This is a genomic window from Halomonas sp. JS92-SW72 (assembly GCF_003547075.1).
Taxonomy (GTDB): domain Bacteria; phylum Pseudomonadota; class Gammaproteobacteria; order Pseudomonadales; family Halomonadaceae; genus Halomonas; species Halomonas alkalicola.
In genome coordinates this window covers 3,583,327-3,597,173 of the sequence record NZ_CP032147.1, presented here as the reverse complement: position 1 = coordinate 3,597,173, position 13,847 = coordinate 3,583,327, and the positions used below count along the sequence as shown (strand labels likewise).

Genomic DNA, 13,847 nt, shown 5'->3' with positions numbered 1-13,847 from the left:
AGTCTCCGGAATCAGGGATTGAGCGAGGGTGTCGGCATCAGCCGGTGGCGGTGGCCGCCACGTCGGCGTGGGGCATCAGGTCGAGCAGGCGCGCCTGGTCATCCCAGGCGCGCAGGGCGGTCACATCGAGGTCGATCCCCACCTGGCAGCCGCGCTCCGGGGCATGGGAAGCATGCAGCTTGAGGGCGCTGCCATCGGCCAGGGTGAGCCGAAGCGACAGGTGCTCGCCCTGGAACAGGCGGCCGGTGATGCGTGCCCGCAGCAGGCTGTCATCGGGGGCGCAGAGGCGCAGGGCCCGGCGCGGCAGCAGCAGGCGTACCTCGCCGCGGTAGCCGCAGGCCGCGGCCATCGGCAGCCGGGTGTCGGCGATGGCCAGTCCGCTGGCATCCAGCCGGCCGTCGAGCAGGGTGCCGGCATCCACGAACTCGGCGATGGCCGGGGTGGCCGGGGTGTGGAAGAGCGCCTCCGGCGAATCGACCTGCTGCAGGCGCCCCTGCTGCAGCACGGCGACCCGGTCGGCCAGGGCGAAGGCCTCGTGCTGGTCATGGGTGACGAATACCGCGGTCAGGTTGAGCTCCTCGATCAGGCCGCGGATCTCAAGTGCCAGGCTCTCGCGCAGGCCCTTGTCGAGGTTGGAGAGGGGTTCATCCATCAGCAGCAGGCGGGGCCTGGCGACGATGGCCCGGGCGAGTGCCACCCGCTGCTGCTGGCCACCGGAGAGGGCGCCGGGGGCACGCTCGGCGTAGTCGGCAAGCCCTACCAGCGAAAGCGCCCATTCCACCTGGGGGCGGCGCGCGTTGGCCTTCACGCCCTGCATCTCCAGCGGAAAGGCCACGTTCTGGTAGACGCTCATATGGGGCCACAGGGCGTAGTCCTGAAAGACCATGCCCAGGCGGCGGTCGTCGGGGCTCAGGTGGCGGCCCGGCGAGGCCACGCACTCCCCTTCGAGGTGCACCTCACCCTCATCGAGCTCGGCCAGGCCGGCGATGCAGCGCAGCAGGGTGGTCTTGCCGCAGCCGGAAGGGCCCAGCAGGGCCAGCACCTGGCCCCGGGGCAGGGCGAGATCGATGCCATCCAGGGCCACGGTGTCGCCGAAGCGCTTGTGAAGGCGCGAGATATGCAGTGCGTCTTTCATGGCGTACTCGGTCGCTGTTTCTCCTGCATGATGGAGGCCAACCATTGCATTTCCATGAAATTCGTCGGTACCTATCGGCGTGAATAAAAGCGTCACCTTCCTGACATGATCCCGGGATATCGTCCTCGGCCATACAACAAGAAGCCACCAATGGCCGTCCTCCATGCCGGTGCTGTTCGCCGAGCCGGGAGGCATCCCTTTTACTATCCCAAGAGATCATTCAAGGAATCCTGTCATGTTCAAGAAGTCACTCATCGCCACCGCCGTGGTCGGCGCGCTGTCCGCCTCTGCCGTCGCCCAGGCGGCCACCGTCTACGACCAGAACGGCACCAAGGTCGATATCTACGGCCGCATCAACTACATGATCACCTCCGGCGGACCCCAGGACCTGAGCCCAGGTGCAGAGAAGGAGAGCGGCAGCGAGTTCCAGAACAATGGCTCGCGCTTCGGCTTCCGTGCCAGCCACGAGCTGAGCAGCGACCTGAGCGCCTTCGCCCGCATGGAGTTCCGCTTCAAGGCCGACGAGGTCAATTCCGAGTCCATGACCGTTCGCAACAGCTTCCTGGGCCTGAAGAGCCAGCAGCTGGGCACCCTGACCATCGGCAACTTCGACAGCGTCTACTTCCAGGCGGTCAGCAGCCTGTTCGACGTCTACGAGAACGATGGCTTCATCAGCCTGGACACCGGCTCCACCAGCTCCCGCGGCGATACCGTGGCCTACGCCTCACCGGTCTTCAGCGGCCTGCAGGGCCATGTGCAGGTCAAGCACATCAGCGGTAACGATGCCGAGGTGGGCGCCCAGGACAACGGCTCCACCACCTCCACGGCGGCGGCGGTGACCTACAGCTGGGAGGATCTCTACCTGGCAGCGGGCTACAACCAGTCCAGGGATGTCTCCGAGCGCGGTGCTTCCTATGGCGGCGGCGGCAACAACTCGGCCGGCGAGGATATCTGGGGCGTCTCCGCCCAGTACAAGTTCCTGCCGAACTTCTCCGCGCGGGTCATGTACGAGGAGCTGGGCTCCGTGAACGAGGGGGCTTCGGCCAGCGCCAAGAAGGAGATCGTTGGTCTGGGTGCCACCTTCAACTACGGCCAGGGAAACCTCTACGCCGACGTCTACGACGTCAGCTATGTGGGCGACATCAGCAGCAGCAACCCCTGGGCCATCGGGGTCGACTATCGCTTCAGCCCGATGCGCGTCTACGCCGAGATCTTCGACGAGGATGTCAGCGGCGAGAACATCGACGATAGCCTGCTCTACACCGTCGGTATCCGCTACGACTTCTAGGCGCGCCCTTCACGTTTGATCCTGCATGACCCTGCCGGTCTTCGCCACCATCAGGCGGCGAGGGTCGGCAGAAGAGTCGCCGAAGACTCTCTTTCATCACCGTATGTCTCGCACTGATTCGATTCTTGCCGGCCGGGGAGACCCGCCGGCCTTTTTGGTTTACTGCATCGAGTAACCAGGCAGGAAGGCCCGGGAAATCGGCCATGAAAAAGGCCGCCTGGAGGCGGCCAAGGGTGAGAGAAATGAAGGGGGGGTCAGATCACCCGCTTGCGAATCCAGGCGCTGACCTGCTCCACGCCGATCACCACCACCAGGATGGCCAGGATCACGGTGAGGGCCTGGTCGTAGCGGAACAGGCTCATGGCGGCGGAGAGCTCCACGCCGATGCCGCCGGCGCCCACCAGGCCCAGCACCACGGCGCTGCGCACCGCCTTCTCCACCGAGAAGAGGCTGGTGGCCACGAAGGAGGGGGTGCACTCGGGCAGGATGGCGCCGCACACCACGCCGCTGCGTGAGGCGCCGGTGGCGGCCAGGGCCTGGCCGGGGCCGGGGTCCACCTCTTCGATGCGCTCCGAGAAGAAGCGCGCGCAGAAGCCGATGGTGTCCATGACGATGGCCAGGATGCCGGCGAGCGGACCAAGCCCCACGGCGACCACGAAGATCAGCGCCCATACCAGGTCCGGCACGGTGCGCAGGGTGGCCACCACGTTGCGGGCGATCACCCGAACGATGGGGTGGGGGCTGGTGTTGCGGGCGCAGAGCAGCGCCATGGGCAGGCTCAGGATCACCCCGAACACCACCCCGACGATGGCCATCTGGAAGGTCTCCAGCATGGCCATGGCGATCACGTCCCAGCGGGCGAAGTCCGGCGGCAGGGCCTCACTGAAGAAGGTGCCGAGGTTCGCAACGCCGCGCAGCAGGCGATCCGAGTGGATGTTGGCGCTGGAGAAGCCGCTGATGAAGAAGGCCGCGAAGGCCAGCAGCAGGATAAAGGCGATGGGAGAGGGGCGCTCAAGCCTGGGCGGCGCGGCGTGGCTCGACGATGAATCGCTCATCGGTAGCGGCCTCCTGTGGTGTGACGGTCTGGTAGAGGGCCGTGATGTCGGCGTCGGTGACCTCGGCGGTGGGGCGGTCGAAGGCCAGCTGGCCGCCGTGCAGGCCGATCAGCCGCTCGCCGTACTCCCGGGCGAGTTCGATCTGGTGCAGCACGCAGAGCACGGTCATCTTCCGTTCGCGCACCACCGACCAGAGCAGTTCCATCACCTCGCGGCCCGCGCGGGGGTCGAGGCTGGCCACCGGCTCGTCGGCCAGCACGATCTCGGCGTCCTGCATCAGCATGCGGGCGATGGCCACCCGCTGCTGCTGGCCCCCGGAGAGGGTGTCGGTGCGGCGCGCCGCCAGGTGGGCGAGGCCGACACGCTCCAGCGCCTCCATGGCCGCCTGGCGCGACTGCCGGCTGGCGGTCAGGGCGTGGCTGGCCAGAATGCCGCGGCGCCCCATCAGGCCGAACAGCACGTTCTGCAGCGCCGAGAGGTTGCCGACCATGTTGAACTTCTGGAAGACGCAGCCGATGCGCTGGCGCAGGGGGCGCAGCTCGCGACGCGATGCCGTGGTGAGGTCGACGCCGGCCAGGCTGAGGCGCCCCGAGGTGGGGCGCTCCAGGCCGGTCAGGCACTTCATCAGCGTCGACTTGCCGCAGCCGTTATGGCCCAGGATGACCACGCCTTCCCCGGGGCTGACGTTGAACGACAGCCCGTCGAGGGCGCGGGTCCCGTCCGGATAGACCTTGGTGAGATTGTCGATGCTTAGCTGCATGGAAGCTCCATCAGTCGGAGAGGCCGAGCAGGGCGTAGGACTCGCGCACCATGTCGTAGGCGCTGTCGTCAACCAGCACCATCTCGGCGCCCAGGTACTTGTCGCGCTCGCCCGGGGCGAGGATCGCCTGCAGCAGGCCATCGGGATCGTTCATGAAGGCCTCCTGCATCTCGCTGATGCACTCGGCGGAGAGGTGCGGGCCGGCCACCATGGGGTCACCCGGCATGTCCTGACCGCGGGCGATGATGCGGTAGTTCTCCTCGCCGTGCTGGGCGGCGAAGGGGGCGAAGTCGCGCACGCCGGTGCCAACGGCATCCACCTCGCCGGAGGCCAGGGCCTGCATGCGGGCGCCGTCCAGCAGCGAGATGCGCAGGTCACTGTCGATATCCAGGCCGGCCTGGCTCAGCATGTAGCTCGGCATGATGTGGCCGGTGGTGGAGCCATGGTCCTTCATGGCCACGTGCTTGCCCTTGATGTCCTCCAGGGTCTCGATATTGCTGTCGGTGGGGGCGATGAACACCGAGTAGTACTCGGGGCGCACGATAGCGGTAATCGGCTTGGTGCCCTCGACCCGCTCGGCCATCAGCACGTACTCGGAGGGGCCGGCCAGCACGATATCGACCTGCTCGAAGCGCAGGGCGTTGATGGCGGTGGTGCGGTTGCCCACCGGGAAGAACTCCACCGTCACGCCCAGGCGCGACTCGACTTCGTCGACGAAGCCCTGGTAGGCGCGCTGCAGCTCCTCGCTGCCCTCGATGCCGGTATCGGCGAAGCGCAGGGTGGTGGGGCAGGATTCGGCGGCCTGGGCCTGGGTAGCGGCGGCCAGGGCGATGGCGGTGGCCAGGGGGAGCAGGGACTTTTTCACGGTGTCACCTCAGGAGGGTTGCAGGATATGGGTTGGGATAAAGCGCCTTTACCCTGCCGGTGCGGGATGACGATGAGGTGACCCTGAGGTGACCGTCCGGTGACGTCGCGGTCGTTGGGACCGTCGCCCTCTTTATGGTCCTGGGTCGGCCGCAGATGGTATTTTCAGCCCAGGTAGTTCAGACGCCCCGAGCGGAGAGAGTCGATGGCAGAACAGCGCGCGCCGCATCTGGTGGTGTTTACCGGAGCGGGGATCAGTGCCGAGAGCGGTATCCAGACCTTCCGCGCCGAGGATGGCCTCTGGGCGGATCATCCGGTGGAGGAGGTGGCCACGCCCGGTGCCTGGCGGCGGGACCCGGCCCGGGTGCTGGCGTTCTACAATGCGCGCCGCGAGCAGGTGCGCCAGGCGCGCCCCAATGCCGCTCACAAGGCGCTGGCGGCGCTGGAGAAGCAGGGCTTCCGGGTCAGCATCATCACCCAGAATATCGATGACCTGCACGAGCGGGCTGGCTCCCGCCACGTGCTGCACCTGCACGGCGAGATCCTCAAGGCGCGCTCCACGGTGGACCGCCGCATGCACTATCCGCTGCCCCGGGGCGGCATCGAGCTGGGCGACATCTGCGACAAGGGCAGCCAGCTGCGGCCCGACGTGGTCTGGTTCGGCGAGGAGGTCCCTCACTTCGGTGAGGCCTGCGAGCTGGTCAGCGAGGCGGACCTGCTGCTGGTGGTGGGCACCTCGCTTGCCGTGATGCCGGCGGCCTCGCTGCTGCAGTACGCGCCCTTCGACGCCCCCTGCGTGCTGGTGGACCCCGAGGCCGAGGCGCTGGCGCCCCCCGGGGTGACCCGGCTCAGTCAGCCCGCCGGCAAGGGAGTGCCGGCGCTGGTGCGCCACTGGAAGCGTGAAGGGCGGCTCTGGGTGCCGGAGACGCTGCTGGTCTCCTGAAGGGCGCCTGCGGAGGTGCTAGAATGCGGCGCCTCTTTCCATGCGGTAGCCGCCATGCAGCACGACAGCCCTGACACCTGTGCCGAGCGTCCTCTGGACGGGGCGCTTTCCCACGACCCCGGAACCGCGCTTTCCCATGACCCCGGAACCGCGCTTTCCCATGACCCCGCCACCGGTCATCCACGGCCGCCGCGGCGCGAGTTCAAGGCCCGGGGCAGCTTCGTGGCGCGCTGCCCGGGCTGCCACCTGCCCGAGCTCAACTGCCTCTGTCCCTATGCGGTGAGGGCCGAGAGCGAGGCGCGAGTGTGGCTGCTGACCCACCCCATGGAGCACCACAAGCCCACCAACACCGGGCGGCTGATCCGTGACGTGCTGCCCGAGACCGAGGTCTTCACCTGGTATCGCACCGCGCCGGACGAGCGGCTGCTGGCGCTGCTGGACGACCCCCGCTATGCCCCCTTCGTGATCTTCCCCGACGACCAGCCGGACTACGCCGAACGAGTGGTGGGTATAGACGCCGTGGCCGAGTCCAAGGCCGCCGGGCGCACGCCGGTCTATGTGCTGCTGGACGGCACCTGGCGCCAGGCTAGGCGCATCTTCCGCAAGAGCCCCTACCTCGACCGGCTGCCGGTACTGCCACTGCACAGCGAGCGACTGACCCGCTACCGCCTGCGCAAGCCGGCCTCCGCGGCTCATCTGTGCACCGCCGAGGTGGCCGCCGAACTGCTGCGCCAGGGGGGCGACGACTCGGCCGCCCAGGCCCTGGACGACTACTTCGACGCCTTCAACGAGAGCTACGCCGCCAGCCGCCGCTTCGAGAAGATCGAAGCGCCGACGGCGGCGATGCGGCGCCTCCTGGCGCGAAGGGGATAGCGCTATAACGCAAAGCTAGGGGCGCTGGGGACAAGCCTTAGAGGAGGTCCTACGCCATGGATGGCGTCGGTAGCGTACATGGAGGTATTCACAGCGCCTCCTCGCAGGCTTGTCGCCAGGTCAGCCCCGGGCCTTAGGGGCTCCTGGCGTGATCAAGGCGAGCTGCCGAACAGGGCGCCGGCGATGCGGAAGCCCGCGACCCAGGTGCCGGCGGCGGAGCCCAGGGTGGCCAGCATGAAGACCAGCAGGGTGCGCGAGACGCGGTTGCGCCACCAGCCCGCAAGCTCGGTGACGTCATGGCGCAGAGTCGAGAAGTCGCGCACCTTGGGCTTGCGCAGGTAGAGCTCGACCCCGGCGGCCACGAAGCCGGCGCCGATGGTGGGGTTGAGCGAGGTGAGGGGCGCGGCGAAGAAGGTGGCCGTTACCGTCAACGGATGGGCCAGGGCGACCAGGGTGGCCGCCGCCGAGAGCACGCCGTTGATCAGGAACCACTCGCCGACGAGCTGCCAGCCCAGCTCGGTGTTGCGCGAGAAGCCGATGGCGAAGCCCGTCAGTACCAGCACGGTGATCACCCAGGGCAGCGCCTTCCAGACCTTCGACGGCGGCGGGGTCACCTCCAGCGCCTCGCGTTCCGGCGTCGGGGCCTCGGGCAGCGGCGCCTGAAGCTCCTCGGCCATGCCCTTCATGTGGCCGGCACCGATCACCACCAGCACATTCCGGTAGCGCCCCGGCGGGGCCTCCTCCGCCAGGCGCAGCACCATGTAGCGGTCGCGCTCGCTGATCAGCGGCGTGTAGAGGGTCTCGGACTCGGCGGCGAACTCGCTGAAGGTCGACTCCAGCACGTCGCCCTCCTTGAGGCGCTCGATCTCTGCGGCGGAGACGTCCTGGCGCGACAGCACGCTGCCCAGCAGCCCCGAGAACAGGGAGAAGCGCTGCCACCAGGGGACGTTGTGGTAGATGCGCTTGAGAGTGACGCCCACGTCGCGGTCGATCAGCAGCAGCGGCAGGCCCGCCTCGCGGCTCTCCTCCAGGGCAGCGCGCATCTCGGCGCCGGGCTCGATTCCCGACTGCTCGGCCACGCGCTGCTGGAAGGCGCCCAGCGCCAGGCTCGCCGCCACCATGCCCGCCTTGCCCTGGCGAAAGATCTCGAACAGGTCCTGATCATGCAGGGCATCCGGGTTGGCGAGGCTGTGGTGGCGCGAGTCGCACAGCTCGATGGCCACGGCGTCGAACTCGCCGGAACGGACCAGGGCGCGCACGTCGGCGGCGCTCTCGGCGGAGACATGGGCGGTGCCCAGCAGGGTATAACGGGTCTCGCCCACCTGGATGACGCGGCGCGGGCCGGTCACGCCGGCCGTCGAGGCGATGGGCATCGCGGTGTCCTGGGAGTCGGTCATGGACGCTCGATCTGAAAGAGTGAGGGACCGATTATCCACGATGGGCCCGTGCCGGCCAAATCCCCTCAGCGCCGCCAGAAGGCGGGGGTAAACAGCACCAGCACGGTGAAGATCTCCAGGCGGCCGAGCAGCATGGCCATCACCAGGATCCACTTGGCCAGGGTCGGCAGGTCGCCATAGTGGCCGGAGGCCTCACCCAGGGCCGGGCCCAGGTTGTTGAGGGCCGAGGCCACGGTGGACCAGGCGGTGACCTGGTCGACCCCGGTGGCCATCACCCCTACCAGCATCAGGAAGAAGAGCATCACGTAGACCGAGAAGAAGCCCCACACCGCCTGGGCGATGCCGTCCGGCACGCTCACCTTGCCCACCTTCACCGCGATCACCGCGTTCGGGTGGATCAGCCGCATCACCTCGCGCATCCCCTGCTTGAGGATCAGGATGATGCGGATCACCTTCATGCCGCCGCCGGTGGAGCCGGAGCAACCGCCGACGAAGGCGGCCATGAACAGCAAGAAGGGCAGCGCTCCCGGCCAGGCCGAGAAGTCGGCGACCCCGAAGCCGGCGGTGGTGGCCACCGAGACCACCTGGAAGACGCCGTGGCGCAGGCCGCGCTCGGTGCCGTAGGTCTCGGTGAGCCACAGCGAGACCACGGTGATCACCGCCAGGCCCAGCAGGAACAGCAGCAGGAAGCGCGCCTCGGGGTCCTGGAAGTAGTGGGTCAGCCGCTTCTCGCGCCAGGCCACGAAGTGCAGGCTGAAGCTCACCGCGGAGACGATCAGGAAGAAGACGCAGATCATCTCGATCAGGGCGCTGTCGAAGTGGCCGATGCTGGCGTCGTAGGTGGAGAAGCCGCCGATGGCCACGGTGGAGAAGCTGTGGCCCAGGGCGTCGAACCAGTTCATCCCGGCGGCCATGTAGGCCAGCATGCAGGTGACGGTGAGGGCGGCGTAGATGTACCACAGTGCCTTGGCGGTCTCGGTGATGCGCGGAGTGAGCTTGGAGTCCTTGAGGGGCCCCGGGATCTCGGTGCGGTAGAGGGCCATGCCGCCGACGCCCAGCGTCGGCAGGATCGCCACGGCCAGTACCACGATCCCCATGCCGCCCAGCCACTGCAGCTGCTGGCGGTAGTAGAGGATCGATTCGGGCAGGTGCTCGATGCCGGTGATCACCGTGGCCCCGGTGGTGGTCAGCCCCGAGAAGGACTCGAACACCGCATCGGTGATGGAGAGCGCCGAGTCGCCGGCGAGCATCAGCGGCAGCGAGCCGAACAGTGCCAGCACGCTCCAGAACAGCGCCGCGATCAGGAAGCCGTCGCGGGTGCGCAGCTCCTTGCGCGCGCGCCGGTTGGGCAGGAACATCGCCAGGCCGGTCAGCACGGTGATGCCGATGGCCACCGCGAAGGCGTTCCACTGGCCGTCGCCGAACAGCAGGGAGATCAGGATCGGCGGCATCATGGTCAGGCTGAACAGCATCAGCAGCAGGCCGAGGATGCGCAGGATCATGCGCAGGCTCATCGGTGACTCCCTGTCAGAAGAAGGTCAGGCCGACCTGGAACAGCCGCTCCACGTCGCGGATGCGGCGCTTGTCGATCAGCCGGCACGCCGCGGCCAGGCCCGAGGGGCCGGCGCCGACGATGACCACATCGAAGTCCATTGAGTCACGTTCGATCGTTGCCATGGAGTTCTCCTGTGTTTCCATCAGCGGTCAGGCCGCGTCCACAAGGTGGTCGCTGACATAGTCGAGGTGGTGGTCGACATCGCCCAGGTAATGATCGAACATCACCAGGTGCTTGGCGTAGTGGGAGACGTAGCACTCTTCGGTCATGCCCATGCCCCCATGCAGCTGGATGGCCTGCTCGGCGACGAAGCGTGCGGCCTCGCCGCAGTAGGCCTTGGCCGCGGCGAGGCGATAGTCGCGCTCGGCATCGGGAAGGGCCAGGCTGGTGGCGGCGAGAATCGCCATTGAACGGGCCTGCTCGAGGTGCAGGTGCATGTCGACCATGCGGTGCTGCAGGCTCTGGAACGCCGACAGGGGGGTGCCGAACTGTTTGCGCTCCTTGAGATAGTCGATGGTCTGCTCGCAGGCAACCTCCATGGCACCGACCGCCTCGGCACACAGCGCCGCGCGGCCGAGCGCGAGGGTGGCATCGAGGGCCTGGGCGACGTCGAGGCCGAGACAGCAGTCGTCGCTCAACGAGACGGCCTTCAGGGTCAGGTCGCTCGCCGACTGGTCGTCGATGGTGAGGTAGTCGCGGCGTGACAGGCCGTCGGCGTCGGCGGGGACCACGAACAGGCCCAGGCACCCGTCGTCGAGACGGGCGGTGACCAGCAGGGCAGCGGCCGAGGCGGCATTGAGCACCAGCTGCTTGTTGCCATCGAGACGCCAGCCATCGCCATCCCGGCGCGCCGCGGTGGCGATGCCGTGGGCATCGTAGCGGGCGTGGCTCTCCTGCCAGGCGAGTGCCAACTGATGGTCACCTTCCAGCAGCGGGGTCAGCCAGCGTTCCCGCTGCTTGGCATCGCCGAGTCGGGCCAGCAGATCGCCGGGCAGCACCAGTCCGGCCAGGTAGGCGTCGGGTACCAGGCCGCGACCCAGGGCCTGCATGATGAGCATCAGGTCAATGCCGTCACCGCCGAGGCCGCCGACCTCCTCGGCGAAGGGCATGTGCAGTAATCCGAGGTCGGCGAAGGTCTGCCACAGCGCCGAGGGTTCGTCGGCAGCTGCCTCGAGCATGGCGCGGCGCTGCTCGGGGGCGACCCGGTCGGCAATCAGGCGATCGAGGGTATCGGCGAGCATGCGCTGCTCGTCGGTCAGGGAAAAGTCCATGGGCGGCTCCTTGGGTGCCGAGGGTCGGCGACTCACATGCCGAGAATTGTCTTGGCGACGATGCTCTTCTGGATCTCGTTGGCACCGCCATAGATTGAAAGCTTGCGGCGGTTGAAGTACTGGGCGGCCCCAGCGGCACTCTCCGCCAGGGTCGGGTCGTCGAGCTCGCCGTCGCCGTGAAGGAAGTCGGGGAAGAAGGGCAGCGCGGCTGGCCCCAGGGCGCGGCGGGTCAGGTCGCTGAGCTCCTGGCGAAGCTCCGAGCCGCGCACCTTGAGCAGCGAACTCTCCGCCCCCGGTACGCCGCCATCCCGGGCCGCGGCGATGACCCTCAGGTTGGTCACCTCCAGTGCCATCAGCTCGAGCTCGGCCTTCACCACCCGCTGGCGGAAACTCGCCAGCTCGAGGAGCGGCCGCCCGCGATGCTGTACCCGGGTGGCCACTGACTTGAGATGGGTCAGCGCCTGCTTGGCGTGGCCGAGCCCGGCAATGCCGGTGCGTTCATGGGTCAGCAGGAACTTGGCGCAGGTCCAGCCCTGGCCCTCCTCGCCGATGCGGTTGGCCACCGGTACGCGGACCTCGTCGAGGAAGACCTCGTTGACCTCGTGGGCGCCATCCAGGGTGATGATCGGGCGTACCGAGATGCCCGGGCTCGCCATGTCGATCAGCAGAAAGCTGATGCCGGCCTGCTTCCTGGCGTCCGGGTCGGTACGCACGAGGCAGAACATCATGTTGGCGTGCTGCCCCAGGGTGGTCCATGTCTTCTGTCCGGTGACGACATAGTGCTCACCGTCGCGCACGGCGCGGGTCTTGAGGCTGGCCAGATCGGAGCCGGCCCCGGGTTCGGAGTAGCCCTGACACCACCAGTCCCGGTTGGCGAGGATACGCGGCAAGTAGTGGCGCTGCTGCGCCTCGCTACCGAACTTCATGATCACCGGCGCGACCATGTTGACGCCAAACGGCACCACGGTCGGCGCATGGGCGGCGGCACACTCCTCGTCGAAGATATGTCGCTGCACCGGGCCCCAGCCGGGCCCCCCGTGTGCCTCGGGCCAGTTGGTGGCCAGCCAGCCGCGCTCACTGAGAATATTCTGCCATCGCACGTGGTCATCGGCGGAGAGCCGCCGGCCGAGCCGCACGCGTTCGCGGATGTCGTCGGGGAGTGCCGTGGCGAGAAAGTCGCGTGCTTCCTGGCGGAAGGCCCGTTCCTCGGCACTGTAGGTCAGGTTCATGGGGATGTCTCCGAGGTGGCGGATGCAGAAAGGGTGGCCTGGCGATGGGGGCCGCCGAGATGACGCGGGTAGCCGAGGACCTCCACGGCCAGCAGGTCGATATCGCTGGTGCGATAGCAGACCCCCTGCTCGGCGAGGGACAGGCTGGCCGCCTCCATGGCGGCGCACCGGTCATCAGGCGAGGCGTTGGCCGCCCTAAGCAGCGCGGCGAGCAGGCTTTGGCCGCGGCTGACCACGACGGTCTGACGCAGTGCCTTGAGGGCAGAGGCCGTGGCCTGCTGCTGCTCGGCACTGGCGTGAGTGGCAACGAGTTCCACCAGCGCGCTCCGTGGCGACGTGACCAGCACCAGGTCTGCGTCAAGCTCATCCAGCCGGGCGATGCCCTCGGACGGCTGCAGGACGATGGACGGGCACCCCGCCGGACAAGGGGGAGTCTTGTTGTCGGGGGCGATCAGGCAGGCCTGTGTCGAGGCGTCCGGCAGGTCGGTCAGCACGATGTCGGCCCGGCCGGCATGGCCCTTGAGGCGGTCGAAGAGCGGGTGCTCGCCGAGCAGCGCGATGCGTGTCAGCATCGGGGGCTCGTCGGTGTCAGGCACCCTGTGCGGGGCGCGGGCGGCGAAGAAGGCGTGGATCAGTCCGGCCCGCTGGGGGGAGTCCATGCAGGCGAGGAACAGCTCGCGCTCGCGGCGCAGCCCCTCGGCCAGGCCGGCCTCGGTGCTGGCCGCGACCGCCTCGAGGCAACGGAATGGCGAGAACAGCTCGGGCACCTCGGCTTCGAGCCGAGCCCGATGGCGTTCGATGGCGCCGGGGTCGGCGGCGGGGGCGGGCAGCTCTCCGGTCCGGCGGGCGCTGCGCTGGCCTGCCAGGATGGCGCGGGCCGCGCCGAGGCCGGCATCCAGTGGAGCATCGGTTGCGTCGATGGCATCGATGATGCCAAGCGCCACTGCTTCCTCGACGGGCACGAACCGTCCGCTGGTGATCAGTTCCAGGGCGCAGTCCACACCGACCAGGCGGGGCAGCCGCTGGGTGCCGCCGGCACCGGGCAGCAGGCCGAGCTTGACCTCGGGCAGGCCGACCCGGGTGCCCGGCAGGGCCACACGGTAGTGGCAGCCCAGTGCCACCTCGAGGCCGCCGCCCAGGGCGGTGCCGTGGAGTACCGCCACCAGAGGCTTGGTGCTGGCCTCGAGACGGGCGATGACCTCCGGCAGCAGCGGCTGCCGCGGCGGCTTGCCGAACTCGCGGATATCGGCACCGGCGATGAAGGTGCGACCGTCTGCCATCAGCACCAGGGCGCGTGCGGCGTCATCGGCCAGGCCCCGATCGAGCGCCTCGATCAGGCCGCTGCGGACGGCGTGGCTCAGCGCATTGACGGGTGGATTGTCGATGCGGATCAGACCGATGTCGTCATGGCGCTGGTAGTGGACACAGGCTGGCATGCAATGGACTCCGGGTGATGGGCGTGGTGTGTGGCCGGTTC

Annotated in this window: 13 protein-coding genes; 3 read left to right on the top strand and 10 right to left on the bottom strand. The window is 68.3% G+C overall.

Annotated features, from left to right (window positions below; translation table 11 throughout):
* Positions 1-37: 37 nt before the first annotated feature.
* Complete coding sequence (locus D1793_RS16950; RefSeq protein ID WP_119023189.1) at positions 38-1,135, bottom strand: ABC transporter ATP-binding protein; 1,098 nt, start codon at positions 1,133-1,135, stop codon at positions 38-40.
* Between the two features lie 235 nt (positions 1,136-1,370).
* Here D1793_RS16950 and D1793_RS16945 point away from each other — a divergent pair, with 235 nt between their 5' ends.
* Positions 1,371-2,423, top strand: a complete 1,053-nt coding sequence (locus D1793_RS16945) for a porin (RefSeq protein WP_162900000.1) — start codon at positions 1,371-1,373, stop codon at positions 2,421-2,423.
* 254 nt (positions 2,424-2,677) lie between these two features.
* On the opposite strand, the gene phnE is transcribed toward D1793_RS16945, so the two are convergent.
* From phnE to phnD, 3 genes are read right to left on the bottom strand one after another with little or no spacing between them, the layout of a single operon-like run.
* Positions 2,678-3,478, bottom strand: a complete 801-nt coding sequence (gene phnE, locus D1793_RS16940) for a phosphonate ABC transporter, permease protein PhnE (protein ID WP_119023187.1) — start codon at positions 3,476-3,478, stop codon at positions 2,678-2,680.
* Positions 3,435-4,238: a phosphonate ABC transporter ATP-binding protein gene (gene phnC, locus D1793_RS16935; RefSeq protein ID WP_119023186.1), complete on the bottom strand. Its 804-nt coding sequence runs from the start codon at positions 4,236-4,238 to the stop codon at positions 3,435-3,437. The genes phnE and phnC overlap by 44 nt, the downstream gene beginning before the upstream one ends.
* 10 nt (positions 4,239-4,248) lie before the next feature.
* Positions 4,249-5,103, bottom strand: a complete 855-nt coding sequence (gene phnD, locus D1793_RS16930; RefSeq protein ID WP_119023185.1) for a phosphate/phosphite/phosphonate ABC transporter substrate-binding protein — start codon at positions 5,101-5,103, stop codon at positions 4,249-4,251.
* A 204-nt stretch (positions 5,104-5,307) separates the two neighbouring features.
* Between phnD and D1793_RS16925 the strand changes: the two genes are divergently transcribed.
* Positions 5,308-6,045, top strand: a complete 738-nt coding sequence (locus D1793_RS16925) for an NAD-dependent deacylase (RefSeq protein WP_119023184.1) — start codon at positions 5,308-5,310, stop codon at positions 6,043-6,045.
* A gap of 54 nt (positions 6,046-6,099) precedes the next feature.
* Positions 6,100-6,918, top strand: a complete 819-nt coding sequence (locus tag D1793_RS16920) for a DTW domain-containing protein (protein WP_119023183.1) — start codon at positions 6,100-6,102, stop codon at positions 6,916-6,918.
* A 152-nt stretch (positions 6,919-7,070) separates the two neighbouring features.
* Here the strand turns inward: D1793_RS16920 and D1793_RS16915 are convergent, their stop codons facing one another.
* From D1793_RS16915 to D1793_RS16895, 6 genes are all read right to left on the bottom strand, one after another.
* Positions 7,071-8,315 (bottom strand): TraB/GumN family protein, encoded by a 1,245-nt coding sequence (locus tag D1793_RS16915; RefSeq protein ID WP_119023182.1) that lies wholly within the window; start codon positions 8,313-8,315, stop codon positions 7,071-7,073.
* A 65-nt stretch (positions 8,316-8,380) separates the two neighbouring features.
* On the bottom strand, positions 8,381-9,829 hold the full coding sequence (locus tag D1793_RS16910; protein WP_119023181.1) for a TrkH family potassium uptake protein: 1,449 nt from the start codon (positions 9,827-9,829) through the stop codon (positions 8,381-8,383).
* A 13-nt stretch (positions 9,830-9,842) separates the two neighbouring features.
* A complete protein-coding gene (locus D1793_RS19525) occupies positions 9,843-9,992 on the bottom strand; it encodes a hypothetical protein (RefSeq protein WP_162899860.1) in 150 nt (49 codons plus the stop codon).
* A 27-nt stretch (positions 9,993-10,019) separates the two neighbouring features.
* Positions 10,020-11,141 (bottom strand): acyl-CoA dehydrogenase, encoded by a 1,122-nt coding sequence (locus D1793_RS16905; protein ID WP_119023180.1) that lies wholly within the window; start codon positions 11,139-11,141, stop codon positions 10,020-10,022.
* A gap of 32 nt (positions 11,142-11,173) precedes the next feature.
* Positions 11,174-12,370: an acyl-CoA dehydrogenase family protein gene (locus tag D1793_RS16900; RefSeq protein ID WP_119023179.1), complete on the bottom strand. Its 1,197-nt coding sequence runs from the start codon at positions 12,368-12,370 to the stop codon at positions 11,174-11,176.
* Complete coding sequence (locus tag D1793_RS16895; RefSeq protein ID WP_119023178.1) at positions 12,367-13,806, bottom strand: enoyl-CoA hydratase/isomerase family protein; 1,440 nt, start codon at positions 13,804-13,806, stop codon at positions 12,367-12,369. The genes D1793_RS16900 and D1793_RS16895 overlap by 4 nt, the downstream gene beginning before the upstream one ends.
* Between the last annotated feature and the right edge of the window lie 41 nt (positions 13,807-13,847).

What these genes read in the sequence shown, in the direction of transcription:
- D1793_RS16950 (WP_119023189.1), bottom strand. Translation starts at nt 1,135, where the DNA reads ATGAAAGACGCACTGCATATCTCGCGCCTTCACAAGCGCTTCGGCGAC.
- D1793_RS16945 (WP_162900000.1), top strand. Translation starts at nt 1,371, where the DNA reads ATGTTCAAGAAGTCACTCATCGCCACCGCCGTGGTCGGCGCGCTGTCC.
- phnE (WP_119023187.1), bottom strand. Translation starts at nt 3,478, where the DNA reads ATGAGCGATTCATCGTCGAGCCACGCCGCGCCGCCCAGGCTTGAGCGC.
- phnC (WP_119023186.1), bottom strand. Translation starts at nt 4,238, where the DNA reads ATGCAGCTAAGCATCGACAATCTCACCAAGGTCTATCCGGACGGGACC.
- D1793_RS16925 (WP_119023184.1), top strand. Translation starts at nt 5,308, where the DNA reads ATGGCAGAACAGCGCGCGCCGCATCTGGTGGTGTTTACCGGAGCGGGG.
- D1793_RS16920 (WP_119023183.1), top strand. Translation starts at nt 6,100, where the DNA reads ATGCAGCACGACAGCCCTGACACCTGTGCCGAGCGTCCTCTGGACGGG.
- D1793_RS16915 (WP_119023182.1), bottom strand. Translation starts at nt 8,315, where the DNA reads ATGACCGACTCCCAGGACACCGCGATGCCCATCGCCTCGACGGCCGGC.
- D1793_RS16910 (WP_119023181.1), bottom strand. Translation starts at nt 9,829, where the DNA reads ATGAGCCTGCGCATGATCCTGCGCATCCTCGGCCTGCTGCTGATGCTG.
- D1793_RS19525 (WP_162899860.1), bottom strand. Translation starts at nt 9,992, where the DNA reads ATGGCAACGATCGAACGTGACTCAATGGACTTCGATGTGGTCATCGTC.
- D1793_RS16905 (WP_119023180.1), bottom strand. Translation starts at nt 11,141, where the DNA reads ATGGACTTTTCCCTGACCGACGAGCAGCGCATGCTCGCCGATACCCTC.
- D1793_RS16900 (WP_119023179.1), bottom strand. Translation starts at nt 12,370, where the DNA reads ATGAACCTGACCTACAGTGCCGAGGAACGGGCCTTCCGCCAGGAAGCA.
- D1793_RS16895 (WP_119023178.1), bottom strand. Translation starts at nt 13,806, where the DNA reads ATGCCAGCCTGTGTCCACTACCAGCGCCATGACGACATCGGTCTGATC.